At 36.2% G+C, this 24,403-nt stretch carries 23 protein-coding genes; 9 read left to right on the forward strand and 14 right to left on the reverse strand.

Annotated features, from left to right (window positions below; genetic code table 11):
- Nucleotides 1-116: 116 nt before the first annotated feature.
- From scpA to dnaA, 10 genes are all read right to left on the reverse strand, one after another.
- A complete protein-coding gene (gene scpA, locus B6A10_RS05310; protein WP_188219999.1) occupies nt 117-2,273 on the reverse strand; it encodes a methylmalonyl-CoA mutase in 2,157 nt (718 codons plus the stop codon).
- A gap of 42 nt (nt 2,274-2,315) precedes the next feature.
- Entirely contained in the window at nt 2,316-3,683 is a 1,368-nt protein-coding gene (locus B6A10_RS05315) for a methylmalonyl-CoA mutase subunit beta (protein WP_188220000.1), read from the reverse strand.
- Nucleotides 3,684-3,767: 84 nt separating this feature from the next.
- A complete protein-coding gene (locus tag B6A10_RS05320; RefSeq protein WP_188220001.1) occupies nt 3,768-4,094 on the reverse strand; it encodes an FtsB family cell division protein in 327 nt (108 codons plus the stop codon).
- Between the two features lie 137 nt (nt 4,095-4,231).
- Entirely contained in the window at nt 4,232-4,840 is a 609-nt protein-coding gene (gene udk / locus B6A10_RS05325) for a uridine kinase (protein WP_188220002.1), read from the reverse strand.
- A gap of 150 nt (nt 4,841-4,990) precedes the next feature.
- Nucleotides 4,991-5,746 (reverse strand): hypothetical protein, encoded by a 756-nt coding sequence (locus B6A10_RS05330; RefSeq protein WP_188220003.1) that lies wholly within the window; start codon nt 5,744-5,746, stop codon nt 4,991-4,993.
- A 197-nt stretch (nt 5,747-5,943) separates the two neighbouring features.
- Nucleotides 5,944-6,825, reverse strand: a complete 882-nt coding sequence (locus tag B6A10_RS05335; protein WP_188220004.1) for an SDR family oxidoreductase — start codon at nt 6,823-6,825, stop codon at nt 5,944-5,946.
- Nucleotides 6,826-7,001: 176 nt separating this feature from the next.
- Nucleotides 7,002-8,129 (reverse strand): methionine aminotransferase, encoded by a 1,128-nt coding sequence (locus B6A10_RS05340; protein ID WP_188220005.1) that lies wholly within the window; start codon nt 8,127-8,129, stop codon nt 7,002-7,004.
- A 249-nt stretch (nt 8,130-8,378) separates the two neighbouring features.
- Nucleotides 8,379-9,101: an SAM-dependent methyltransferase gene (locus tag B6A10_RS05345; protein ID WP_188220006.1), complete on the reverse strand. Its 723-nt coding sequence runs from the start codon at nt 9,099-9,101 to the stop codon at nt 8,379-8,381.
- A gap of 29 nt (nt 9,102-9,130) precedes the next feature.
- Nucleotides 9,131-9,598: a low molecular weight protein-tyrosine-phosphatase gene (locus B6A10_RS05350; RefSeq protein ID WP_188220007.1), complete on the reverse strand. Its 468-nt coding sequence runs from the start codon at nt 9,596-9,598 to the stop codon at nt 9,131-9,133.
- A 7-nt stretch (nt 9,599-9,605) separates the two neighbouring features.
- Entirely contained in the window at nt 9,606-11,033 is a 1,428-nt protein-coding gene (gene dnaA / locus B6A10_RS05355) for a chromosomal replication initiator protein DnaA (RefSeq protein WP_026713323.1), read from the reverse strand.
- 200 nt (nt 11,034-11,233) lie between these two features.
- On the opposite strand from dnaA, the gene B6A10_RS05360 reads away from it, so the two are divergent.
- Nucleotides 11,234-11,635 (forward strand): acyl-CoA thioesterase, encoded by a 402-nt coding sequence (locus B6A10_RS05360; protein WP_188220008.1) that lies wholly within the window; start codon nt 11,234-11,236, stop codon nt 11,633-11,635.
- A 23-nt stretch (nt 11,636-11,658) separates the two neighbouring features.
- Here the strand turns inward: B6A10_RS05360 and B6A10_RS05365 are convergent, their stop codons facing one another.
- The 3 genes from B6A10_RS05365 to ribD form a co-directional block, all read right to left on the reverse strand.
- Nucleotides 11,659-12,264 (reverse strand): IMPACT family protein, encoded by a 606-nt coding sequence (locus B6A10_RS05365; protein WP_188220009.1) that lies wholly within the window; start codon nt 12,262-12,264, stop codon nt 11,659-11,661.
- A gap of 91 nt (nt 12,265-12,355) precedes the next feature.
- Nucleotides 12,356-12,967 carry an HAD family hydrolase gene (locus B6A10_RS05370; protein ID WP_188220010.1) on the reverse strand — a complete coding sequence of 204 codons (612 nt, stop codon included), beginning with the start codon at nt 12,965-12,967 and terminating at the stop codon, nt 12,356-12,358.
- The gene (ribD, locus tag B6A10_RS05375; RefSeq protein WP_188220011.1) at nt 12,951-14,003 is read right to left on the reverse strand and encodes a bifunctional diaminohydroxyphosphoribosylaminopyrimidine deaminase/5-amino-6-(5-phosphoribosylamino)uracil reductase RibD; all 1,053 of its coding nucleotides are present in this window, start codon (nt 14,001-14,003) and stop codon (nt 12,951-12,953) included. Before ribD ends, B6A10_RS05370 begins: the two co-directional genes overlap by 17 nt.
- A 103-nt stretch (nt 14,004-14,106) precedes the next feature.
- Between ribD and prmC the strand changes: the two genes are divergently transcribed.
- A complete protein-coding gene (prmC, locus tag B6A10_RS05380) occupies nt 14,107-14,976 on the forward strand; it encodes a peptide chain release factor N(5)-glutamine methyltransferase (protein WP_188220012.1) in 870 nt (289 codons plus the stop codon).
- Nucleotides 14,977-15,044: 68 nt separating this feature from the next.
- Here the strand turns inward: prmC and B6A10_RS05385 are convergent, their stop codons facing one another.
- A complete protein-coding gene (locus B6A10_RS05385; protein WP_188220013.1) occupies nt 15,045-16,286 on the reverse strand; it encodes an ABC transporter permease in 1,242 nt (413 codons plus the stop codon).
- Nucleotides 16,287-16,489: 203 nt separating this feature from the next.
- On the opposite strand from B6A10_RS05385, the gene hisS reads away from it, so the two are divergent.
- The 7 genes from hisS (at nt 16,490) to B6A10_RS05420 (ending at nt 24,397) form a co-directional block, all read left to right on the forward strand.
- Complete coding sequence (gene hisS / locus B6A10_RS05390) at nt 16,490-17,860, forward strand: histidine--tRNA ligase (RefSeq protein ID WP_188220014.1); 1,371 nt, start codon at nt 16,490-16,492, stop codon at nt 17,858-17,860.
- Between the two features lie 332 nt (nt 17,861-18,192).
- Nucleotides 18,193-18,771, forward strand: coding sequence for a nucleotide exchange factor GrpE (locus B6A10_RS05395; RefSeq protein ID WP_026713331.1), 579 nt, complete (start codon nt 18,193-18,195; stop codon nt 18,769-18,771).
- A 53-nt stretch (nt 18,772-18,824) separates the two neighbouring features.
- The gene (dnaJ, locus tag B6A10_RS05400; protein WP_188220015.1) at nt 18,825-19,940 is read left to right on the forward strand and encodes a molecular chaperone DnaJ; all 1,116 of its coding nucleotides are present in this window, start codon (nt 18,825-18,827) and stop codon (nt 19,938-19,940) included.
- A 163-nt stretch (nt 19,941-20,103) separates the two neighbouring features.
- On the forward strand, nt 20,104-21,033 hold the full coding sequence (locus B6A10_RS05405) for an ABC transporter ATP-binding protein (protein WP_188220016.1): 930 nt from the start codon (nt 20,104-20,106) through the stop codon (nt 21,031-21,033).
- A 64-nt stretch (nt 21,034-21,097) separates the two neighbouring features.
- Entirely contained in the window at nt 21,098-22,414 is a 1,317-nt protein-coding gene (locus B6A10_RS05410) for an ABC transporter permease (RefSeq protein WP_188220017.1), read from the forward strand.
- 73 nt (nt 22,415-22,487) lie between these two features.
- Nucleotides 22,488-23,651 (forward strand): sigma-54-dependent transcriptional regulator, encoded by a 1,164-nt coding sequence (locus B6A10_RS05415; RefSeq protein ID WP_188220018.1) that lies wholly within the window; start codon nt 22,488-22,490, stop codon nt 23,649-23,651.
- Between the two features lie 86 nt (nt 23,652-23,737).
- Nucleotides 23,738-24,397 (forward strand): DEAD/DEAH box helicase, encoded by a 660-nt coding sequence (locus tag B6A10_RS05420; RefSeq protein ID WP_188220019.1) that lies wholly within the window; start codon nt 23,738-23,740, stop codon nt 24,395-24,397.
- The last annotated feature ends 6 nt before the right edge of the window (nt 24,398-24,403 follow it).

Consider the following 24,403-nt stretch of genomic DNA (forward strand, 5'->3'; position numbering starts at 1 on the left):
TCTTGTACACAACGAAGTTTAAATTCATAATTGTATTTGACTTTTCTTTCCATAAAAATGCCCCCAAATAGCGTCTAACTTTTTGGGGGCAGTTCATTTTAGTAATGACTCTTTTTTTATTCGTTTTTCTCTTCGATAAAAAAGCTTAAAATTTTTGAAGCAATTTTACTGATGTTTGTCCCCGGTCCAAATATGGCAGCCGTTCCAGAATCAAAAAGGAACTGATAATCCTGGGTAGGGATTACCCCGCCCACAACGACCATAATATCTTCCCGACCTAATTTTTTTAATTCTTCAATAAGCTGAGGAACTAAAGTTTTGTGAGCGGCGGCCAGTGAAGAAATGCCTAAAATGTGGACGTCATTTTCCATGGCTTGCTTGGCTGTTTCGGCGGGAGTTTGAAAAAGAGGTCCAATATCTACATCAAAACCAATATCGGCAAAGGCAGTTGCAACTACTTTTGCACCTCTGTCATGACCATCCTGTCCCATTTTGGCAATCATAATTCGCGGACGACGACCTTCCTGTTTGGCAAAAATATCGGCTAATTCTTTTGCTTTTTCAAAGCTCTTATTCTTTTTGATTGCTTTACTATACACGCCACTAAAAGATTTAATTGCTGCCTGATGTCTTCCGAATACTATTTCTAATGCCAGGCTAATTTCGCCTAAAGTTGCTCTTACTCTTGCTGCTTCAATAGCTAATTCCAGTAAATTACCATTTCCGCTTTGCGCACAAAGTGTAATTTTTTCTAAAGCTTCTTTTACTTTTAAACCGTTTCGGCTGGATTTTGCCTGATTTAATCGTTCGAGTTGTTGACTGCGAACTTTTTCGATATCAATATCCAGAATATTTAAAGGTACTTCTTTTTGGGCTTGAAATTGATTAACTCCCACAATTATATCTTGTTCGCTGTCAATTCTTGCCTGTTTTCGGGCGGCGGCTTCTTCAATACGTAATTTCGGAATTCCGCTGGCTAATGCTTTGGTCATACCACCAAGGGCTTCAATTTCTTCAATATGTTTCCAGGCTTTTTCGGCAATTTCGTTGGTTAAGCTTTCAATATAATAACTTCCGGCCCAGGGGTCAACGGTTTTGGTGATTTTCGTTTCTTCCAATAAATACAACTGCGTATTTCGGGCAATTCGTGCCGAAAAATCACTTGGTAAAGCAATGGCTTCATCCAAAGCATTCGTATGAAGGGATTGTGTGCCGCCAAAAACAGCTGCTGCGGCTTCAATACAAGTTCGGGTTACATTATTAAAAGGATCCTGAGCAGTTAAACTCCAACCGCTGGTTTGGCAATGTGTTCGTAATGTAGCAGATTTTGGATTTTGAGGATGAAATTGTTGCATTAGTTTGGTCCAAATCATTCTGGAGGCTCTCATTTTGGCAATTTCCATAAAATGATTCATTCCGATACCCCAAAAGAATGACAATCGGGGAGCAAAATCATCAATTTTAAGTCCTGCTGAAAGTCCGGTTCTTACATATTCTAAGCCGTCTGCCAAGGTGTATGCCAATTCAATATCGGCCGTTCCTCCGGCTTCCTGAATGTGGTAACCCGAAATAGAAATGGGATGGAATTTGGGCATATTTTTACTGGCATAGTCAAAAATAGCTGCAATAATTTTCATTGAAGTTTCTGGCGGATAAATATAGGTGTTGCGTACCATGAATTCTTTCAAAATGTCATTTTGAATGGTTCCTGAAAGTTGTTCCGATTTTACCCCCTGTTCCTCAGCTGCCACAATATAAAAAGCCATTATGGGTAAAACTGCTCCGTTCATGGTCATGGAAACCGACATTTTGTCTAACGGAATTTGGTCAAATAATATTTTGAAATCTTCAACGGTATCAATAGCAACTCCTGCTTTTCCAACATCCCCCACAACACGTTCATGATCGGAATCATAGCCGCGATGGGTAGCCAGATCAAAAGCAATAGAAAGTCCTTCCTGACCGGCTTTTAGATTTTTTCGGTAAAAAGCATTGCTCTCTTCTGCGGTTGAAAATCCTGAATATTGACGAATTGTCCAGGGTTTTTGCACATACATTGTGGTGTAAGGGCCACGTAGAAAAGGTGGAAAACCGGCTGCAAAATCCAAATGTTCCAAATCCTCAATATCCTTTTCGGAATAATTGGATTTGAGTTCGATACCTTCGGCTGTGACAAAATTTTCAGCAGTAGTATTTTCTTTGGCAAAAGAATATTCGAAACTGCTTACGGTTTCTGATTTTAGTTGAATATGTCGGAGGTCTTTTCGAATCATTTGGCTGTTTTTTACAAATGGATTTAGGCTTTTAGTCGTAGTTTATTTTTCGGCTGTCAGTCGTTCTTGTTCCGATTGCTCTGCCAGTCGTTTTTCAATTATAGGTGTAATCAGCGTTTTTCGTGGTTTTATTTTTACAAAAGGGTACAACTCAATGTTGTCCTTCATTTTGTCTTTTGAATTTTGGTATTTGTTGGTTCCAACTAGGATTTCTTTATTCGAATCAAATAATTGCTGTTCTTTATCGGCGCTTTCCTGAATTTTTCGTTTGATAATGCCTTCGTTCAGTTGTTTTAAAAAACCGCCGTTGGCTTCTATTTCTTTGAATAAAGCGAGTGCTTTTTCGGCTAGTTGATGGGTCAAAGTTTCGATGTAATAACTTCCATCAGCGGGGTTGTTCACCTTGTTAAAATAACTTTCATTTTTCAGAATTAACAATTGATTTCGAGCGATACGGTCGCTAAATTCATTGTTTTTATGGTAAATAGCATCATAAGGTAAATTAGCAATCGCATCGGCTCCGCCAATAATCGCCGACATAGATTCGGTAGTCGTGCGCAACATATTCATATTGTAATCGTATAGCGTTTTGTTACGTTTTGATGGTGTTACCAGTAAATAACAATCTTTATCGTGGTAATATTCTTTGGCAATGAGTTGAAAAAGTAATCGTAAAGCACGTAATTTGGCAATTTCAAAAAAATAATTGCTGGCAACGGCTACTTCAAAAACAATCGGCTGATGAATCGTAGGAATACGATTCAGGTATTCATTGGCATGCGCCAAGCCATAGGCTATTTGTTGCACCATATTGGCTCCGGCATTTTGATATAAAGCCATATTGATGCTTATCAATGAATGCTCACGTGTATTCTTTGATAGCAATTGCAGACTTTCAAAATTGTTTTTTTCTTTAGTAGTAAACCAATTTCCTTCTTTGGCTAATTGCCCTATAGGATCCAGATTGTAAAAAATACGGGCTTTTTTTGAAGCTACAATTTTGTTTACTTTTTCGATAAAATCCACCGAAAGAAATTTTAAATCAAAATAGATTGTGGTATTTTCTAAGGGTAAACTTTCAAGCAGTTTTTTGATGTCCAATGATTCGTTGTCAATGGTGAAGCGGAGACTTTCGGCACCTCTTTGCAGAGAATCTAGGGCTCTGTCAATTGATTTTTGAATGTCAAACACAAAGATATTTTGGCAAATTTTAAAGTCGGCCGCATAGGTTGGAGCGGTAGCTATCTGGCTAAAATCGTCTCCATGATAAAAAGGTTTTACTTTAATGTCTTCCGGTGAATTCCAAACTAAGTTTTCATTATAATCAGCGCCTTCCAATTCATACTGGATTCGTTGTTTCCATTGTTTGGAAGAAACAGGATCAAAATCTTCGAATAGATGAGTCGCCATTTTAGTTTGTTTTTTGAAGCGTTGTTTTTTTACCACAAATTACACAGATTTACACAAATTTTTAAGCTCTGTACGAACTCCGGGTTAGTTATTTTTTTCTATTGTGTCGCCTTCAAATTCAATAATATAAATATCCTCGCTGTCTTTTTTCATATAATATTTTTCGCGGGCATATTTTTCAACCTGATCCGGATTTTTAAGTTGCTTGATTTGAGCTTCGTCTTTTTTAATTTCTTCCTGATAATAGGTTTTATTGTCTTCCAGTTCCTCAATCTGATTGTTTAAAATCCTATGATCAAAATAAGAATAATTATCCAGAAATAACATCCAAACCGTGAAAAATAATAAGGACCAAATGTATTTATTGCTTAAAAATTTAAACCAGGTTTTTTCTTTATAGGGATTTGTCATGAGTTGTTGTTTGTTTAGGATTAAAAACGATTCCCGATATTTTTCTTAGATTATCCTGAAGCGTCAGTATAATCTGGTAAACACTCGAATTGATGTTTTTAATAGTCAGGTTTGGACGTTATAAAAATACAATAAAATTATCTGATTTTTTGATGAATTACTGTTCGTAACATATCTATAGCTACAGTATTGTAATTGTTGTTCGGGATAATAATATCTGCAAAAGCTTTAGTGGGTTCTATAAATTGTTCGTGCATCGGTTTTAATGTTTTCTGATAGCGGTTAAGTACTTCGTCCATATCGCGTCCACGTTCGGCGATGTCTCTTTTCAAACGGCGAATCAGGCGTTCATCGGCATCGGCATGCACGAAGATTTTGATGTCAAACAATTCTCTTAGTTCGGCATGCGCCAAAATCAAAATGCCTTCCACAATCATTACTTTTCGAGGATGCGTGCTTATGGTATCTTCTGTGCGGTTGTGAGTGACAAAAGAATAGACCGGTTGCTGAATGGTTTTGCCTTCTTTGAGCGCTTTCAAGTCGTTTACTAATAAATCAAAATCGATGGCTCTGGGATGGTCAAAATTAATTAAAGCACGCTCGTCATAACTGAGGTTTTCATTTTTTTTATAATAAGAATCCTGAGAAATTACGCCTACTTCGGCATCCGGTAATTGATTCATTATCTGGTGTACCACCGTTGTTTTTCCACTTCCGGTGCCGCCCGCGATTCCTATAATAAGCATAGTCTGTTTTTACTTTTATTATAAAACAAAAATAGGAATTTAATTGGGAGTTGATTTGAGTTTTTAGATGAAATGTTGGTTGGTTTTCAATAGAGGGGGACTGATTTTATTTATGCCACACGAAAGGATTCGTGCGGTAGCTGGGGTCTTTTAGTTATTACTTAATTGAAATCCATCTGAAGAATCCTTGTTTAAAATAAATGTTTTTTGGTTGTCCAGTGTGCTATATATGACCTTGTCACTAATAAAACCTATGAATTTTAAACATTTAGGATCATTTATTTGAGTTTTATTGTCTTTACTAATAATATCAAAATATCTAATTTCTTTTTTATTGTGATAAATTTTTAGACTTTCAATTTTGCCCACAGAAAAACAGCTTATGGGAAAAAATGTTAAAAAATGTCCTAAATAGAATCTAATGTATATGTTTGGGATGTATAATTTGACTGATGAAAAATTTACGAATTTGTATAATAAAAAATAAGAAAGAATTAAAGATGAAATTGACCAATAAAGTATGTTTTTTTCATGATTTGAAATTATTAATGGGAGGGAAAAAATAATTATAATTGGCCAAAGATCTTTAAGGGTTAAAAAAATTATTATTTTTTTCTTTTTAGGAGACCAATTCTCATTTATTTTGATAAAATTTTCTGTGTTGTTTTCTTGATTTATGAAAGATAATTGATGAAGTGATTGGCCTAACAGCATATTGATAAAATATGTTCCTTGAGAAATCATTAAAGGATATACAAAATTTTTAGGTATATCATATAGTGAAATTAAACTGAAAGCATCAATATTAAAAATACTCCAAAAACCAATTAGATAAAGTGATCCACAAACGAAAAGATAAGTTAATAAGATTGTAGTAACAGGGAAAAATTTTATTATTTCTCTCATGGGGTTTAAATGTTTTTACTAAATATTCTTAGTAGCTTTTTTTACTTTAGTTTATTTCTCAAATATATCAATAATTAGTTACAAATAATTTGTTTTTTGAGTTGTTTAAAATTTGAATGCTATAATGAGATTGCTTCGTCCCGAAGGCTCGGGACTCGCAATGACTAACGGGGAGGGGGAACGCCCCAAAATAAAAATCATTTATTCTTCTTCGCTTTAATCATGGATTCCAGTTGATCCCAAAGTTCCTCGGGAATGGCTTCCAGCATGTTGAATTGACCTGCGCCTTTGAGCCATTCGCCGCCATCAATGACAATAACTTCGCCATTGATATAAGCCGAGAAATCGGAAACCAAATATGCTGCCAGATTGGCTAACTCCTGATGGTCGCCCACTCGCTTAAGTGGAACTTTCTTGGCTAAATTAAATTTTTGAGCCAAATCTCCGGGAAGCAATCGATCCCAGGCGCCTTTGGTAGGGAAAGGTCCGGGAGCAATGGCATTGGTACGAATACCGTATTTTGCCCATTCTACGGCCAGACTTCGGGTCATGGCCAGCACACCTGCCTTGGCAGTCGCACTGGGCACCACATAAGCCGAACCGGTCCAGGCGTAAGTAGTGACAATATTCAGAACCGTAGCCGAGCTTTGCTTGCTGTCAATCCAGTGTTTTCCAAAAGCCAGCGTGCAGTTTTTAGTGCCTTTTAACACAATATCGATGATGGTATCAAAGGCATTGGCAGAAAGTCTTTCGGTAGGTGAGATGAAATTTCCGGCTGCGTTATTGAGCAATACATCAACTTTGCCAAAGGCTTTTAGAACCTGTTGTAGCATATTTTCGACTTCTTCATTATGACGAACATCACATTGCAACGGCAAGCAGGTTCCGCCGGTAAGACTTTCCAGTTCGCTTGCTGTATGGGTCAATTTGCTTAAATCACGGGAAGTAATGGCTACTTGGGCACCCAGTTCCAGAAAATATTGGGTCATGGCTCTTCCTAGTCCGCTACCGCCACCGGTTACTACAATTACTTTTCCTTGTAAGGCATCGTCGCGAAGCATTTTTTGGCTGAAGTTCATTTTGTTGAGGTTTTATGGTAAATATACGAAATACATTTTCTTTTTTGTTTGAGTGAGTCGTATAATGGGCCACGGATTAAACAGATTGAGCAGATAGAAACGGATTTTTTTGGGCTTTGCAAAACATAATCTGCGATAATCCGTAAAATCCGTGTAATCTGTGGCTAATAATAAATTTAGATTTTGCACAATCTTTTTGCGGCTTTTTCCAATGTCGCATTGTCCTTAGCGAAACAAAAACGAATCAGACGCAAGTCTTTACTGTTTTCGTAAAAAGTAGAAATCGGAATGGCGGCAACACTATGCTCGGTAATGAGTCGTTTGCAAAAATCCACATCATTTTCATTAGAAATCGCTTTGTAGGAAACCACCTGAAAGTATGTACCTTCGCAAGGCATTAATTCGAAACGGCTTTTACTTAGTAATGCTCTGAAATAATCTCTTTTTTGTTGATAGAAAGGACTGATTTCATCAACTGAAACAATATCTAAATACTCGCTGATTGCAGCTTGCGAAAGGCTATTTACACTGAAAACTAAAAATTGATGCACTTTTTTGATTTCGTACATTAGCTGTTCAGGAGCAATTAAATAACCTACTTTCCAACCGGTAACGTGAAATGTTTTGCCAAATGAAGAAGCGATGACGGCTCGGTTGCGAAGTAATTCTCTGGTGTTGACAGAAATGTGTTTTTGTTCAAAAGTGATGTATTCGTATACTTCATCCGAAAGTAAAATGATATTTGGGAATTTTTCTAAAATAGCTTCCAATTTTTCTATATCAGTAAGAGAAAGAATCTTTCCCGTAGGATTGTGCGGATTGGTAATGATAATCATTTTGGTGTTTTCATTGCAGGCTTTTTCTACCAAATCCCAATTGGTTGTATAGTCGTCATTTAATGGGATTCTGACTGGAATACCATTAGATAAAAGTACATTAGGTTCGTAGGAATCGTAACTTGGGTCTAATATAATAACTTCGTCTTTGTCCTTGACTATTGCCTGAATAGTGGTGAAAATTCCCTGAGTAGCCCCAGTAGTGACCAGAATTTCGGTTTCCGGATCTACGCTTCTTCCATAAGACTGAAGCGTGAGCTTGGCTATTTTGCTTATTAATGGCGGATAGCCGGCCATTGGGGTGTATTGATGCACGTCTTCCTTAGCTAATCGGGCCACAATTTCAGTTAGTCTTTCATCCACAGGGAAATTAGGAAAGCCCTGAGATAAATTAATTGCATTGTATTCTGCTGCCATTTTTGACATTATAGTAAAAATACTCGTGCCGATATGTGGGAGTTTTGACATCTTTTTGAAATTAAGAGTCTAAAAGTAAGGAAAGCTCTTGATTTTTGGAAGAAGAAAATTGAAGAAAGAGAAAAGAGGCAAGATTAGCCTTTTTTTAAAACATATAAGTCATATAAGGTTTAGATTAAGTTGCGTTCTTATGTCTTCTAAGTCCATATAAGATAAAAATGAAGCTTATATGGTCTGAAAATTTACTATTTAGAAAGTTTAGATGAACTTATATGACTTATATGTTTTAAAAAAAAGGAATTACATTTTGTGAATGATAAAAATCGTAGGACGTTTGTGTAAATCTACATTTTCTTTTTTCCAGGCCGAAATTTTCTTGGTTTTGATGTATTCCGTTGGTAATGTGATATCGGTGGCAATGCATAAATGTGTTTCCGGATTCAAAATACTGATTAAATCTTCTACTAATTTGTTGTTGCGATAAGGTGTTTCGATGAAAATTTGCGATTGGTTTTTTTCGAATGAAATACGTTCCAAAGCTTTAAGAGTAGCTCTTTTTTCATCTTTTTCAATCGGTAGATAACCGTGAAAAGTAAAACTTTGACCGTTCATTCCGGATGCCATCATGGCTAATAAAATAGAGGAAGGGCCAACTAGAGGCACTACCTGAATGCCTTTTTCATGGGCTAATTTTACAATTACAGCACCTGGATCGGCAACACCAGGACAGCCAGCTTCGCTCATCAAACCAACATTTTTTCCTTCTAATAAAGGTTGGATAAAGTCTTTATGTTCTTTTGAATCGGTGTGTTTGTTTAATGCAAAAAGCACCAAATCAGACTGTTTTTTCTCGGGATGAACTGCTTTGATCGATTTTCGGGCCGTTTTTTCGTTCTCTACAATATAATGGTCAATAAAATCAATTGTTCTTTTTACCGTCTGAGGTAAAACGTCCATTGGGTCGCATTCTCCCATGGTTGTTGGGATTAAATAGAGTTTTCCAAATTGTGGACTTGATTTCATATTGTGTTTTTTTGAGTATCTTGCTAAGATTAGCTGTGATTGGTTTTTAATTTTGTTGCGATGATTTCACAGGCCTCGTCAAGCATTTGGTATACCATTTCAAAACCATTGGTTATGCCGTAATAAGGATCCGGAACATCTACATTTTCATTCGGATATAATTCGTTCAGGATGATTTCAACTTTTTCTTTGTGTTCGTCTTTTTTGGCTAAACGAATTAGGTCTCTAAAGTTGGATTTGTCCATTACATAAATATAATCAAAAGTGTCAAAATCTTCTACTTTGAATTGTCTGGCTCTTTGATAAGAGATGTCTAAATTGTGACTTTTTGCAACGGCAATGGAACGGGAATCAGGTTGGTTTCCGGAATGCCATGCTCCTGTTCCTGCGGAGTCAACGAAGAATTTTTCTTTTGGTAGTTTAGATGCTAAAATACCTTCGGCCAAAGGCGAACGACAGATATTGCCCAAACATACCATTAAAATTTTGACAGACATAATGCTTTTATAGCGTTAGTTTTTTATGGATATCTTCGACAAATTTCTTGAATTGTTTGTCGGTTGCAACCAAATTATCTACGGTTTTACAGGCATGTAAAACGGTGGCGTGATCGCGATCTCCTATTTGTGAACCAATATTCGCTAAAGAGTTTTTAGTGAATTTTTTGGCGAAAAACATTGCCAATTGCCTCGCTTGAACCACATGTCTTTTCCTGGTTTTGGATTGCAGAGTTTCTACGTCTAATTGGAAATAATCAGAAACAATTTTTTGAATGTAATCGATAGAAATTTCTCGTTTTACATTTTTAACAAATTTTTCTACAACGCTTTTTGCCAGTTCGATAGTTACTTCTTTTTTGTTGAAAGAAGACTGCGCAATTAAGGAGATGATAGCACCTTCCAACTCACGAACATTTGATTTGATGTTACGGGCTACATATTCCACGATTTCATCCGGCATTTCTACTCCGTCACGGAACAGAATGTTTTTCAGAATTGAAACACGGGTGTCATAATCCGGTTGGTGTAACTCGGCAGATAATCCCCATTTGAAACGGGATAATAAGCGTTGCTCGATATCCTGCATATCCACAGGTGCCTTGTCGGAAGTCAGGATAACCTGTTTTCCGTTTTGGTGCAAATAGTTGAAAATGTGGAAAAATACGTCTTGCGTTCCTGATTTTCCGGATAGAAATTGTACGTCGTCAATGATTAAAACATCAATTAACTGATAGAAATGAATAAAATCATTTCGGGTGTTTTTTCTAACGGAATCAATATATTGTTGCGTGAAAATCTCGGCTGAAATATACAAAACCGTTTTTTCAGGGTATTTTTCTTTAATCTCTACCCCAATAGCGTGAGCCAAATGTGTTTTTCCTAAACCAACTCCTCCGAAGATTAACAATGGATTGAATGATGTTCCGCCCGGTTTATTGGCAACAGCCATACCAGCCGAACGAGCCAGTCGGTTAGAATCTCCTTCGAGGAAATTATCAAAACTGTAATTCGGGTTTAGTTGCGATTCAATCTTTAAATTTCTGATTCCCGGAATAACAAAAGGATTTTTTAATTCCGGATCTAAGTTTTTTAAAGGCGCATCTACATTTTGAGGTTTCATCGGAGAACGATTCGTACTTGGCAACTGTTCTGTAAACGGTTGTTTGTTGCCGTAAGTGTTCTCCATTTTGATTTTATAAAGTAACTTTGCGTTTTTTCCAAGTTCTTTAGTAAGGGCAACCTTCAATAATTTAACATAATGTTCTTCCAGCCATTCGTAAAAGAATTTGCTTGGAACCTGAATATATAATGCGTTATCGGTAAGTTCAACTGACTTGATTGGTTCAAACCAGGTTTTGTATGCCTGGTCCTGAATATTGTCTTTTATGAAAGACAAACAGTTATCCCATACTGATTGAGCAGTTTTGTTCATAAATTCTGTTAAATTATTATATTTTGTTATAGGTTGTCTGAAGTAAATAACAGCAAAAAAAGTTGTTATTTCTCGGGGTAACAAATATGTGAACAAATTTCGTTAAAAAAAAATTTTCAGGGGTTGATTTTGAAGAAATATTGTTGTAAGTATGAAGAAAAAGATTTCAAATTAATATTTAAAATAAGATAAAATTAGAGATGAAAACATACGAGTTTAATGTTAGGGTAAGGTATTCAGAAACGGATCAAATGGGGGTGGTGTATCACGGAAATTATGCCCAATATTTTGAGATGGGACGCGTGGAATGGCTTAGGAACATTGGGATTTCTTATAAATGGATGGAGGAAAACGGAGTGATGCTTCCAGTGGTTTCTTTGACAACAAATTATAAAAAACCGGCTCGTTATGACGATTTATTAAGAGTGAAAACTATCTTTAAAAGTCAGACTTCTGCTAAGATAGAATTCGATTATGAAATTTATAATGAACAGGATGAGTTATTAACAATCGGGAACTCAGTTTTGGTGTTTGTAAACATGAAAACAGGGCGTCCAATGGCAGCTCCGGACTATGTGAAAACGCAGCTTTTGCGAATATAAAAAATGAATGAAAAGGATATTGGTTATTCTTTAATTTTGATATCTATTTCGTATAAAGAATTAAAGATTTCGAACAGTATTTCGGCATTTTTTTTGCGGGTTTTAATTTCGATTTCGCAGCTCATTTCCATTTTTTGAGATACAATATCAATATTTTTTTCTTTAATCACCCGCATTACTTTATTCATATTTTTATAGTCAAAAGAGACTAAAAAATGAATGTCGATGGTTTTTTCGATTATTTCACAATTTTCCAGAGTAAGTTGGGCGGCAGTTTTATAAGCGGTAATTAATCCGCCAACGCCTAATTTAGTTCCTCCAAAAATACGGACAATAACAATAAGGGTGTTAGTGATGTCAAAAGACTGGATTTGTCCGTATATAGGAGTCCCTGCCGAATTACTGGGTTCGCCGTCATCATTGGCTCTGTAACTGATTTTTTCGGTGCCAATTTGGTAAGCGTAGCAGTAATGACAGGCCGTTGGATGTTTTTTTCTTAAAACTTCAATAATGGGTTTTACTTCTTCTTCGGAAGTTATAGGAAAAGCATAACCGAAAAATTTACTTCCCTTTTCTTTAAACAGAATTTCTTCGGGTGAAAAAGCAATGGTTTTGTAAGTGTCTTTCATTGTTTAATGGCAATGTCAAAAAACAATTTCAATGTCAAAAACAATTAATAAAAAAAATGCAATTGTTATTGATTTTTGAAATTGAAATTTTTTAAAGAATAACTTTTTCAAATAAGTCAATCACATCTTCTTTGCCTACCTGTAAATTCCAAACATGAATTCCTAAAGCGGCAGCGGCATCGGTATTTTCTTTTTTGTCATCTACAAATAAAGTGCGCTTGGCTTGCAGTTCGTGTTTATTTAAAACAGTTTGATAAATTTCGGCATCGGGTTTGCGCATCCCCATTTCAAAGGAAAAATAAACTTTTTCAAAACATTGGTAAAAATCACCATAAAAAGAAGAGCCAACTTTTTGTTCGAAAGTGTCAATATGAATAGAATCGGTATTGCTTAACAGAAACAATTTGTATTTTTTGGAAAGCATTTGTAAAAATTCCAATCGATAGAGTGGGAAATCGGCCAGAATGGCATTCCAAGCTTCTAAAATTTCCTCGATGCTGGCATTCGGCATTTGTTTTTGAAATCCGGCAAGAAATTCCTCGCGGGAAATATTTCCTTTTTCAAACTGAAAATTCAATTGGTCTAATTCATTGTTCCATTCTTTTAAACCTAATTTTTTAAAACCATCTATTGTGGCTTTTTTGTCCAGGTTGATGAAAATATCTCCAAAATCAAATATAATGGTGTTAATGGCGCTGGTCATGATTCTTTACTATTAGAAGTTCGTCTTCAAGGATGAACTGTTTTTTGGTTGTGTTTATTGTGAAAGTTGGTGCTTTTGTTCCGTTTTTAAAGTTGGATTTTCCTTTAAAAATGCGTGCTTCGTCCCAAAGGTTTTCGTCAATGAAAGCTTGCAGGGTTTGACGGCCTCCTTCAATTATAACAGACTGAATTTGATGCTGGTATAATTTGGTTAAGATTTGAGGGATTATATTTTGCTTAAAATCAATTACTTCAAAGATAAGATTTTCTTCGTTTGCTTTATCGTTTGACTGGCAAAAAACAATGGTTTTTAGTTTTTTATCGAATACAAAATGCGTTTTTGGAATGCGATTATTTTGGTCTAAAACGATTCTTACAGGCGAATTCCCGGTCCAGTCGCGCACGTCTAATTTTGGGTTGTCGTCAATAGCGGTTTGCGTGCCAATGAGAATTGCCTGTTCTTCACTGCGCCATTTGTGAACTAATTGTCTGGAATAAGGATTGCTAATCCAAACCGGTTTTTGCTCGTTTCTTTCACTCGGTGCAATAAAACCATCCTGACTTTCGGCCCATTTTAAAATAATATAAGGACGTTGTTTTTGATGAAATGTAAAAAAACGTTTGTTGAGTTCGTTGCATTCTTTTTCTAAAACGCCCACAGTAACGTTGATTCCGGCTTCAATCAGTTTTTTAATACCTCTTCCGGCCACTTTTTCGTTTGGATCGACGGTTCCAATAACCACATTCGGAATTTTGTTTTGAATAATTAAATCAGAGCAAGGCGGTGTTTTTCCAAAATGACTGCAAGGTTCTAAACTCACATAAATTGTCGCTTTTTCCAGCAAAGATTTATCTTTAACCGAATTTACGGCGTTTACTTCGGCGTGTCCTTCTCCGGCTTTTTTGTGCCAGCCTTCGCCTATGATACGGTCATCATAAACAATAACACTGCCTACCATCGGGTTAGGATAAGTGGTTCCTAAGCCGTTTTGAGCAAGTTGAATACAGCGTTTTAAGTATTTTTCATGTTTTTTCACAGGGCAAAAATAAAAATTTTTGAGTTTATGGTTTAGTTTTAAAAGCATTAAAAATAACCATAAAGTATTGTTATTTTTGCTTTTTTAAATTTTAGAAGGAAAAATGCAAGTCAAACAATACAGAAGTCAATTTATTCAGGAACTTTCATCGATTTACGATGCTGCCGAGGCGGAAAGCTTTTTCTATTTGATTTTAGAAACCAAAAAACAGTTGAAGCGAATTGATTTGGCTTTGCAGCCTGATTTGACTTTTACGGAAGAAGAAATTCAGGATTGGAATTTGATTTTTGAACAGTTGAAAAAGGAAATTCCGCTTCAGTATTTGTTGGGTAAAACGCAATTTTACGGATTGGAATTTGAAGTCAATGAGAATGTCTTAATTCCAAGACAGGAAACCGAAGAACTGGTAGATTGGATTATTGAAAGTCAGAAGTCCAAAGTCCCGATAGCTATCGGGAGAAGTCGGAAGTTAAGGATTTTGGATATTGGAACCGGAAGTGGTTGTATTGCAATTTCATTGGCTAAAAATATTCCGAACGCGCAGGTTTTTGCGATTGATGTTTCTGAAAAAGCTTTGGCTACAGCTCAAAAAAATGCTGTAAAAAATGCTGTAAATGTCACCTTTATTCATAAAAACATTCTGGAAACTGCTGATTTGGGGAAGGAATTTGATATTATTGTTTCTAATCCGCCTTATGTTCGTAATTTGGAAAAAGAGGAAATCAGGAAAAATGTTTTGGATTACGAACCGCATTTGGCACTTTTTGTAGAAGACGATAATGCTTTGGTTTTTTATCGAAAAATAGCTGAATTAGCTCAAAAGAATCTAAGTCCAAGCGGACAATTGTACTTCGAAATCAATCAATATTTAGGAAAAGAAATGATCGAAATGCTTGAGAAAATGAATTTCAAGAATATCGAATTGCGAAAAGATATTTACGGGAATGACAGGATGACGAAAAGCAGTGTTTAGTGAGCAGTATTCAGGTTACAGTGATTAGGTGCCGTGCGAACTGATCACTAAAAGCTGATCACTGAAAACTACTCATAACGCAACGCCTCAATCGGATCTAACATCGCAGCTTTGATAGCAGGATAAGAACCGGAAACGATGGCAACGACAAAACTAGTTAAAAAAGCTGCCATAATAGCTTGCCAGGGGATGACAAAAACAAAACTGAGCGCTGAGGCAATTCCGAAACCGATAAGAATTCCAAAAACAATTCCGGCGAGTCCGCCTAATTGACCAATAAGCAAAGTTTCAATAAAAAACTGAATGGCGATAGTTGAACGTTTAGCGCCTAAGGCTTTTCGAACGCCAATTTCTCTAGTGCGTTCGGTAACCGAAACAATCATAATATTCATCAAAGCAATCGAAGAGCCTAAAATGGTAATAATTCCGATAACCCAGGATGCCCAGCCTAAATATTGGGTGATACTGAGGATTCTATTGATTAAATCGTCACTTCTTACTACGGCAAAATTATTTTCTTTTACAGGGCTTAGTTTTCTAATGCGGCGCATGCTGCTGATGGCTTCGTCTATGGCGTGATCTAAAAAATCTTTGTTGTTAACCATGACACTGACGCTGTAATTGATGTTAGGGGAGGTGAATAAAGAGCGAGCCAACTGAATAGGGATTAAAACTCTTAAATCCTGGCTGTTGCCAAAAGTGGAGCCTTTTTCCTTTAAAACGCCAATGACTTTAAAACGTGCGCCACGAATGGAAATGATTTTGTTGATAGGGTTTACGTCTTTCAGAATTCCTTTCAAAAAGTCCGAACCTACGACACAAACATAGTTGTTATTGCTAATGTCGAAATTATTAAAGTTGCGTCCTGTGCTGGTTTCCAGGCCTGAATTGGTTACAAAATATTCATCCACTCCCAAAACGGAAATCTCCGGGTCAGTTTTTTCGTCTTCAAATTTTACTTCGGCAGTAGAAGTAGCTCTGAAGGAAAGGGAGGTTTGCGCCAGAGGAAAATTGTATTTGTTTTTGAAAGCAACTGCTTCGGGATAAGAAATTATCGGATTGATTACAGTGCGTTCCTCGCCGCCATGTCTTTTTATGGTATTTTCGTAGCGATTAATATTAAAAGTATTCGCGCCCATCGAGGCAAAATCAGAGGAAATAGTGTTTTCCAAAGCCGAAACTACAGTTAGAATTCCTACTAAGGCTGTAATTCCAATAGCAATAATGACGATGGTTAGTGTCGTTCTTAGAATTTGGGTTTTGATAGAGCCCAAGGCTATTTTGATATTTTCTTTTAAGAGGTTGCTCATCACGATAGTTTGATACGAAAATACAATTTTTGACAGAAGTTTGTTTTCGAGGCTGCTTATTTATTTTAAAAATAAGATATTTGCAGTCGAAATTTAAGATTTAAGTCCCGAAGTCTCGGGATTGATTTTAGATTTCCTGAATTAAAATGATTTTGGAATTATAAATCTAAAATCTGCAATCTAAAATCTGCAATTAAACAACAATGGCATCAAAACCAAGTATTCCTAAAGGAACCAGAGATTTTTCACCGGCTGAGGTGGCTAAACGTCAATATATTATTCAAACGATAAAAGTTAATTTTGAAAAATTTGGTTTCCAACCAATAGAAACGCCTTCGTTTGAAAATTCAGAAACCCTGATGGGAAAATACGGGGAAGAAGGAGATCGCTTGATTTTTAAAATATTGAATTCAGGGGATTATTTGGCGAAAGCCAATGCTGCTCATTTAGATGCTAAGGATAGTACAAAATTAACTTCCAGTATTTCCGAAAAAGCCTTGCGTTATGATTTAACCGTACCTTTTGCGCGTTATGTGGTGCAACATCAAAACGAAATTGAATTTCCTTTTAAAAGATATCAAATCCAACCGGTTTGGCGTGCTGATCGTCCGCAAAAAGGGCGTTTCAGAGAATTTTTTCAGTGTGATGCCGATGTGGTAGGTTCCAAGTCGTTATGGCAGGAAGTAGAATTGGTACAATTATATGATACTGTTTTTACGTCATTAGGTTTGAATGGAGTGACGGTAAAAATCAACAACCGTAAAATTTTATCCGGAATTGCTGAAGTAATCGGTGCTTCGGATAAACTGATTGATTTTACGGTGGCTTTAGATAAGTTGGACAAAATTGGTGAAGATGGTGTTAAAAAAGAAATGATTGAAAAAGGAATTTCGGAAGACGCTATTGTTAAAGTACAGCCACTTTTTAATTTTACGGGAAGTATTTCGGAGAAAATTGAAAAATTATCGCAGCTTTTAGCTACTTCTGAAGAAGGAATGAAAGGGGTAGAAGAGTTGCGTTTTATTTGTGACAAGGTGACTGATTTAGGTTTGTCAACGGCAATTTTAGATTTGGATGTGACTTTGGCACGCGGATTAAATTATTATACCGGAGCTATTTTTGAAGTTGCTGCCCCAAAAGGTGTAGCTATGGGATCTATTGGCGGCGGTGGAAGATACGACGATTTGACTAGTATTTTTGGGAAACCAGATACTAGTGGTGTTGGGATTTCTTTTGGATTAGACCGTATTTATCTGGTAATTGAAGAGTTAAATTTGTTCCCGGAAACAGTAACGGCAAGTTCTAAAGCTTTGTTTGTGAATTATGGAGATGCGGAAGCTTTTTATGCTTTGCAGGCTATTAAAAAATTAAGGGCAGCCGGAATAAAAGTGGAGCTGTATCCGGATAAAGCCAAGGTGGGAAAACAATTTCAATATGCTGATAAACGCAATATTCCTTTTGCAGTGGTAATTGGTGGTGAAGAGATGAATTCGAATACTTATTCGCTTAAAAATTTAGTTTCGGGTGAACAAATTAACCTGGATTTTGAAGGTTTAAAACAGGCTTTGAGCTAATTCTGGAAAGTAGAGAAATATAAAAAAAGCTTTGTCGGTAAGACAAAGCTTTTTTTAATATAAATAATCGCGAATTAATAATTGTTTAGAAATCAACCCTGATTTTGGTCTTAATTTGAGGTGAAAACCAGCGTTAGATTAGAACCTAATCGCAAACATATAGAAAGTATTTCAAATTTTCATTAAAAATTTATTAAAATTTTAATTTAAAGGTTGAAAAAATTAAATTCGGAAAAAATAAGGCTGGAAAAATAGCTATTAAGAAAAAGAGTGACAATTTGGCATTTAGTGCGCTTTGGCAGTACTTTTGCTATCCAAAGGAAAGTGTAAAAATGAAGTTTAAGAATATTTTTAAAAATAAAGGGAATATGAGTACTGAGAATACAGAAATCGATAAAGAAATGGATGAAGTAACGATGGAAAACAAGGCAGGCGAAGAGCAGGCAGTTACTGAGGAGTTAAGTGCCGAGGAGCAATTAGCAAAGGACTTAGCAGATGAAAAAGATAAATATTTACGATTATTTGCTGAATTTGAAAACTACAAAAGAAGAACTTCAAAAGAACGTGTAGAGTTGTTTAAAACTGCCAATCAGGAAGTTTTGTTAGCGATGTTGCCAATTTTAGATGATTTTGACAGAGCATTGGTTGAAATCGCAAAATTAGAAGACGAAACTTTTACAAAAGGAGTGGAGTTGATTCATGATAAATTAAAAAACACCTTGAATTCTAAAGGATTGGAATTAGTGGATGTGAAAGTAGGAGACGCTTTTGATGCTGATTTTGCGGAAGCAATTACTCAAATTCCGGCTCCATCGGATGATTTGAAAGGAAAAATTGTTGATGTTCTTGAAAAAGGATACAAACTAGGGGATAAAATTATTCGTTTTCCAAAGGTAGTTATTGGACAATAATTAAGTCGGTTTTGAGGCGATACAAAACAGCGCTTTTTTAAAAATAAATACAAATGAAAAAAGATTTTTACGAGATATTAGGTGTTTCGAAAAGTGCAGATGCTTCTGCAATTAAGAAAGCCTACAGAAAGAAAGCTATTGAATTTCATCCTGATAAAAATCCCGGAGATAAAGTTGCTGAAGAAAAATTTAAAGAAGCAGCTGAAGCTTATGAGGTTTTAGGAGATCCTGACAAAAAAGCAAAGTATGACCAATTTGGACATCAGGCTTTTGACGGTTCCGGAGGTTTTGGAGGAGGTCATCACATGAATATGGATGATATCTTTAGTCAGTTTGGCGATATTTTCGGTGGCGGTTTTGGCGGTTTCGGTGGCGGCGGAAGTCGTGGCGGAGTGCGTCGTCCAAAAGGAAGTAATTTGCGTATCAAAGTCAAATTGACTTTGGAGGAAATTGCCAATGGAGTAGAGAAAAAAGTAAAAGTAAAGCGTAAAGTTCAGGCTCCCGGAGTTTCATATAAAACCTGTTCTACCTGTAACGGACAGGGACAGGTAATGCGTGTTACCAATACGATTTTAGGAAGAATGCAATCGGCAACTACTTGTCCTTCTTGTGGTGGTAGCGGGCAAATTTTAGATAAAAAACCTTCTCATGCTGATGCGCAGGGAATGATTGTAGAAGACGAAACGGTTTCTATAAAAATTCCTGCCGGAGTTGTTGACGGAATGCAATTGAAAGTTTCTAATAAAGGAAACGATGCGCCGGGAAGTAATAGTGTTCCTGGTGATTTGATTGTAGCTATTGAAGAATTAGAACATGAATTCCTGAAACGCGAAGGAGAAAATCTGCACTACGATTTGTATATCAGTTTCCCGGAAGCAATTTTAGGAGTTTCTAAAGATATTGATGCGGTAAATGGTAAGGTGAGAATCAAATTAGAAGAAGGCATTCAATCCGGAAAAATTCTTCGTTTGAAAGGAAAAGGAATTCCAAGTATCAATGGTTACGGAAGCGGAGATTTGTTAGTGCATGTAAATGTTTGGACACCAAAAACATTGAATAAAGAGCAAAAACAATTCTTTGAGAAAAATCTTGAAGATGAAAATTTCTCGCCAAGTCCTGAAAAATCAGATAAATCATTTTTTGAAAAAGTTAAAGATATGTTTTCTTAAACTTTTTAAATAAGTTGAAAAATAGATTCAAAAACCCATCTTCTCATTTTGAAAGATGGGTTTTTTTATGATACAATTATCGTCTATTTCGCTCCTAATTATTTACTTTTACAGCCGCAAGGTCAAAATGACCTAACTGAAGAAGAAAATTCCAAAAATCAGTATGAATACCTTATTAGAAGTCAATAAAATAGTTAAGCAATACGGAGATTATGTGGCGCTTAACGAAGTTTCTTTGTCTGTTCCTAAAGGCAGTATTTACGGACTTTTAGGTCCTAATGGTGCCGGAAAAACTTCCCTTATTCGTATCATCAATCAAATTACGATGCCCGACAGCGGAGAGGTGATTTTGGATGGCGAAAAATTACAGCCTAAACACGTACAATATATTGGTTATTTGCCCGAAGAGCGAGGTTTGTACCAAAGTATGAAGGTGGGAGAACAATGTTTGTATTTGGCTCAAATGAAAGGTTTGTCAAAAGCTGAAGCCAAAAAACAACTGGAATATTGGTTTGACCGATTGGGAATTCAGGGTTGGTGGAACAAGAAAATTCAGGAGCTTTCTAAAGGGATGGCTCAGAAAATCCAATTTGTAGTTTGTGTTTTGCATAAACCAAAATTGCTGATTTTTGACGAACCTTTTTCTGGTTTTGATCCCGTAAATGCTAATATCATTAAAGATGAAATTCTGGCTTTGAAGGAACAGGGTTCTACCATTATTTTCTCGACACATCGTATGGAAAGTGTGGAAGAATTATGCGATCACATTGCTTTGATTCATAAATCCAATAAATTGATTGAAGGAAAACTGGAAGACGTCAAAAGACAGCATAAAAGCAATAGTTATGAAGTGGGAATTCTGACCGAAAATGTTGAAGGTTTGATGTATGATATTACACAAAAATTCAAGGTGAGTCCGGCGCATTTTAAATCGCTGAATAACGAATTAAAATTGGAAATTCAAATAGGAAATGCGTTGCCAAATGAATTGTTAAATGTTATTACACAACGCGGACAGTTGACTCATTTTGTAGAAAAAATTCCGAGTGTTCACGATATTTTTATTCAAACAGTAACTGAAAATAAAAATTAGATTTCAGAGTAAAAACCTAAAATCTATCCCGATAGCTATCGGGACTAAAATCTAAAATCAAGAAATGAGTATTATATCATTAATTATAAAAAGAGAATTTTTTGCCAAAGTGCGCAACAAATCTTTTATTGTAATGACTTTTTTAAGTCCGCTGCTGTTTGTGGCGATAGCGGTGATTGTGGGGTATTTAAGTTCTATAAAACCGGATGTAAAACGGGTAGCCATTCACGATGAAACCGGATTATTTGTTCATGATTTTATGGTCCAGAATAAAGAAGAGGAAAGCTATAAATATTTGGATTTATCGCAAATTGACAGTCAGTATTTAAAAGACAGTATTACAAATAACGGTTACGAAGGGATTCTAGTAATTCCTAAAACGGAGGATGTAAGCGAATTAGAGCATAAAATCGAGTTTATTTCAAACAGCAGTCCGAGTGTTTCTTTTATCGAAAATACTCAGGATATTATTGCTAAAAAGATAACCAAAATCAATCTGGAAAAGGCTCATTTGGATACTTTATCAATCAAAAAAGCGCAGGCACACGTAAATATTGCTATTGCTAAAACTTCCGGAGAACAGGGAGTAAAAGGCTTGAATGAAGCTAAAATAGCTATCGGAGGCGCTTTTGGTTACCTGATTATGATGTTTATTATCATTTATGGAAATATGGTCATGCGTTCGGTAATTGAAGAGAAAACCAATCGAATTATTGAGATTATTATTTCTTCGGTGAAACCTTTCCAACTGATGATTGGAAAAATTATCGGTACATCACTAGCCGGAATTTTACAATTTAGTATTTGGGTCGTTATCGGACTTTCGTTAATGTTTGCCAGTTCTGCTTTTTTTGGAGTAAATGTAGGAGCTACAACTCATTTACCTGCTGAAGTTATGGCACATTCGCAAACTGAAATTGTAGGAACAGCTCAAATGTATCTGCAGGAATTGTGGAATTTACCCATTGCGGCTATTTTGATTGGTTTTGTGGTTTATTTCATTGGAGGTTACTTTTTATACAGTTCGTTTTACGCGGCGATTGGTGCTGCGGTGGACAATCAAACCGATTCGCAACAGTTTCTCCTTCCGGTTATTATGCCTTTAATGCTGAGTGTTTATGTTGGTTTTTTTAGTGTGATTAATGATCCAAATAGTAGTATTGCAGTAGCTTTTTCCATATTTCCGCTTACTTCGCCTATTGTGATGCTTATGCGAATTCCTTTTGGTGTTCCCCTTTGGCAAATAGCCGTTTCGATGTTGTTACTTTTTGGAACTTTTTTATTGGTAGTTTGGTTTGCCGCTAAAATTTACCGGGTAGGAATTTTAATGTATGGAAAAAAACCAAGCTGGAAAGAGTTGTTCCGATGGTTAAAATATTGATAAAAAAGAATCTGTCTAAGTCAAAGCTTAAAAACTTTGTAACTTTGGATTTATCTCAAAAAAAAATAAAATTATGTCCAAAATATTATTAATCGAAGACGAAGCTGCTATTCGAAGAGTACTTTCAAAAATTCTTTCAGAAGAAAATGATAGTTATCAGGTGGAAGAGGCAGAGGATGGCGTTTCGGGTTTGGAAAAAATTAAAAATAACGATTACGACTTGGTAATTTGTGATATCAAAATGCCTAAAATGGATGGTGTCGAATTATTAGAAGAAGTCAAAAAAATAAAACCGGAAATTCCAATGGTCATGATTTCGGGTCATGGCGATATGGAAACGGCAATTCAGGCGATGCGTTTAGGGGCTTTTGATTATATATCGAAACCGCCGGATTTGAATCGTTTGCTGAATACGGTTCGCAATGCTTTGGACAGAAAACAATTGGTCGTTGAGAATAAAATTCTGAAGAAAAAAGTCAGTAAAAACTACGAGATGATTGGCGAAAGTGAAGCTATCAATCATATCAAAGTGATGATTGACAAAGTGGCGCAAACCGAAGCCCGTGTTTTGGTTACGGGACCCAACGGAACCGGGAAAGAATTAGTAGCCCATCAATTGCATGAAAAAAGCGAGCGCGCTGCTTTTCCTTTGATTGAAGTGAACTGTGCTGCGATTCCTTCGGAATTAATCGAAAGTGAATTGTTTGGTCACGTAAAAGGTGCTTTTACTTCGGCGGTGAAAGACCGCGCCGGTAAATTTGAAGCAGCCGATAAAGGAACTATTTTTCTGGATGAAATCGGGGATATGAGTCTTTCGGCTCAGGCCAAAGTGCTGCGTGCTTTACAGGAAAATATTATTACTCGTGTAGGAGCTGACAAAGACATCAAAGTCGATGTGCGTGTGGTAGCGGCGACCAACAAAGATTTGAAAAAAGAAATCGAAGAAGGACGTTTCCGTGAGGATTTGTACCATCGTTTGGCGGTGATTTTAATCAAAGTGCCACCGTTGAATGACAGACGCGAAGACATTCCGTTGTTAGTGAGTCATTTTGCCGAAAAAATTGCCTCGGAGCAAGGGACAGCCGTGAAGAAATTTACCGATGATGCCATCAAATTATTACAGGAGTACGACTGGACCGGAAATATTCGTGAATTGCGCAACGTGGTAGAACGTTTGATTATCCTTGGCGGAAGCCAGATTTCAGAGAATGATGTGAAGCTGTTTGCATCAAAGTAATTGAATAATTTAAAGATTAAATGATTTAAAAATTAGAAGAGCAATTTTTTAATTTTTCAATATTTAAATCTTTCAATCTAAAGTAAATGAAACTAAAAAAAATAAACGAAAAACTCCAACAGGCACTGGTTGAAAATGGATTAACCGAAGCTACTGAAGTGCAGCAGGAAACCTTTTCAACGATAAAAAGTGGTGCCGACTGTGTTATTTATGCCCCAAAAGGAAGCGGAAGAACAACAGCTATTGTGCTCAACGTGATTCAGAAATTAGCAGGAAGCAATGAAGAATCGCCACGTGCTTTGATTGTGGTGGAAGATAAGGAAAAGATGTTGGCCATGGAGGAACTTTTCGAGAAGTATAGTAAATATACCCATCTGGAAGTGTATGGCGTTCACGAAAAAGGAGACATGGATTATGATAAAAACTATGTTTCTACCGGAATTGATGTGTTGGTTGGGACACCAACGAAACTAAACGAAATGTTTTCAACGGCAGGCTATAATGTGAACCGATTGAAGATGTTTATCGTGGATGATTGTGATGCACTGTTAAAAATGCGTCACGAATCTAAGATCATGCGTATTTCCAATAGTATTGCAAAAACCCAACGCATTATTTTCTCGGATTTGTTTACCGAAAGAGTTGCAATTTTGGCTGATAAAATGTTGGTGGAGCCTTACGAATTTGATTTTGAAGAAACAGATGAAGAGGATGATGATTTTGAGGAAGATGAAGATTTAAACTAAAAAGTT

Origin of the sequence: Flavobacterium pokkalii, assembly GCF_014596575.1 — a bacterium.
GTDB classification, from domain to species: Bacteria; Bacteroidota; Bacteroidia; order Flavobacteriales; family Flavobacteriaceae; genus Flavobacterium; species Flavobacterium pokkalii.

Excerpts from the sequence above, each read along its gene's own strand:
- B6A10_RS05420 (WP_188220019.1), top strand. The coding sequence starts at position 23,738 with ATGAAACTAAAAAAAATAAACGAAAAACTCCAACAGGCACTGGTTGAA.
- B6A10_RS05370 (WP_188220010.1), bottom strand. The coding sequence starts at position 12,967 with ATGACCAGCGCCATTAACACCATTATATTTGATTTTGGAGATATTTTC.
- B6A10_RS05350 (WP_188220007.1), bottom strand. The coding sequence starts at position 9,598 with ATGTCTGTCAAAATTTTAATGGTATGTTTGGGCAATATCTGTCGTTCG.
- B6A10_RS05405 (WP_188220016.1), top strand. The coding sequence starts at position 20,104 with ATGAATACCTTATTAGAAGTCAATAAAATAGTTAAGCAATACGGAGAT.
- B6A10_RS05345 (WP_188220006.1), bottom strand. The coding sequence starts at position 9,101 with ATGAAATCAAGTCCACAATTTGGAAAACTCTATTTAATCCCAACAACC.
- scpA (WP_188219999.1), bottom strand. The coding sequence starts at position 2,273 with ATGATTCGAAAAGACCTCCGACATATTCAACTAAAATCAGAAACCGTA.
- B6A10_RS05335 (WP_188220004.1), bottom strand. The coding sequence starts at position 6,825 with ATGAACTTCAGCCAAAAAATGCTTCGCGACGATGCCTTACAAGGAAAA.
- B6A10_RS05330 (WP_188220003.1), bottom strand. The coding sequence starts at position 5,746 with ATGAGAGAAATAATAAAATTTTTCCCTGTTACTACAATCTTATTAACT.
- dnaJ (WP_188220015.1), top strand. The coding sequence starts at position 18,825 with ATGAAAAAAGATTTTTACGAGATATTAGGTGTTTCGAAAAGTGCAGAT.
- B6A10_RS05410 (WP_188220017.1), top strand. The coding sequence starts at position 21,098 with ATGAGTATTATATCATTAATTATAAAAAGAGAATTTTTTGCCAAAGTG.
- B6A10_RS05395 (WP_026713331.1), top strand. The coding sequence starts at position 18,193 with ATGAAGTTTAAGAATATTTTTAAAAATAAAGGGAATATGAGTACTGAG.
- B6A10_RS05360 (WP_188220008.1), top strand. The coding sequence starts at position 11,234 with ATGAAAACATACGAGTTTAATGTTAGGGTAAGGTATTCAGAAACGGAT.
- B6A10_RS05415 (WP_188220018.1), top strand. The coding sequence starts at position 22,488 with ATGTCCAAAATATTATTAATCGAAGACGAAGCTGCTATTCGAAGAGTA.
- B6A10_RS05340 (WP_188220005.1), bottom strand. The coding sequence starts at position 8,129 with ATGTCAAAACTCCCACATATCGGCACGAGTATTTTTACTATAATGTCA.
- hisS (WP_188220014.1), top strand. The coding sequence starts at position 16,490 with ATGGCATCAAAACCAAGTATTCCTAAAGGAACCAGAGATTTTTCACCG.
- dnaA (WP_026713323.1), bottom strand. The coding sequence starts at position 11,033 with ATGAACAAAACTGCTCAATCAGTATGGGATAACTGTTTGTCTTTCATA.
- prmC (WP_188220012.1), top strand. The coding sequence starts at position 14,107 with ATGCAAGTCAAACAATACAGAAGTCAATTTATTCAGGAACTTTCATCG.
- B6A10_RS05315 (WP_188220000.1), bottom strand. The coding sequence starts at position 3,683 with ATGGCGACTCATCTATTCGAAGATTTTGATCCTGTTTCTTCCAAACAA.
- B6A10_RS05385 (WP_188220013.1), bottom strand. The coding sequence starts at position 16,286 with ATGAGCAACCTCTTAAAAGAAAATATCAAAATAGCCTTGGGCTCTATC.
- B6A10_RS05320 (WP_188220001.1), bottom strand. The coding sequence starts at position 4,094 with ATGACAAATCCCTATAAAGAAAAAACCTGGTTTAAATTTTTAAGCAAT.
- udk (WP_188220002.1), bottom strand. The coding sequence starts at position 4,840 with ATGCTTATTATAGGAATCGCGGGCGGCACCGGAAGTGGAAAAACAACG.
- B6A10_RS05365 (WP_188220009.1), bottom strand. The coding sequence starts at position 12,264 with ATGAAAGACACTTACAAAACCATTGCTTTTTCACCCGAAGAAATTCTG.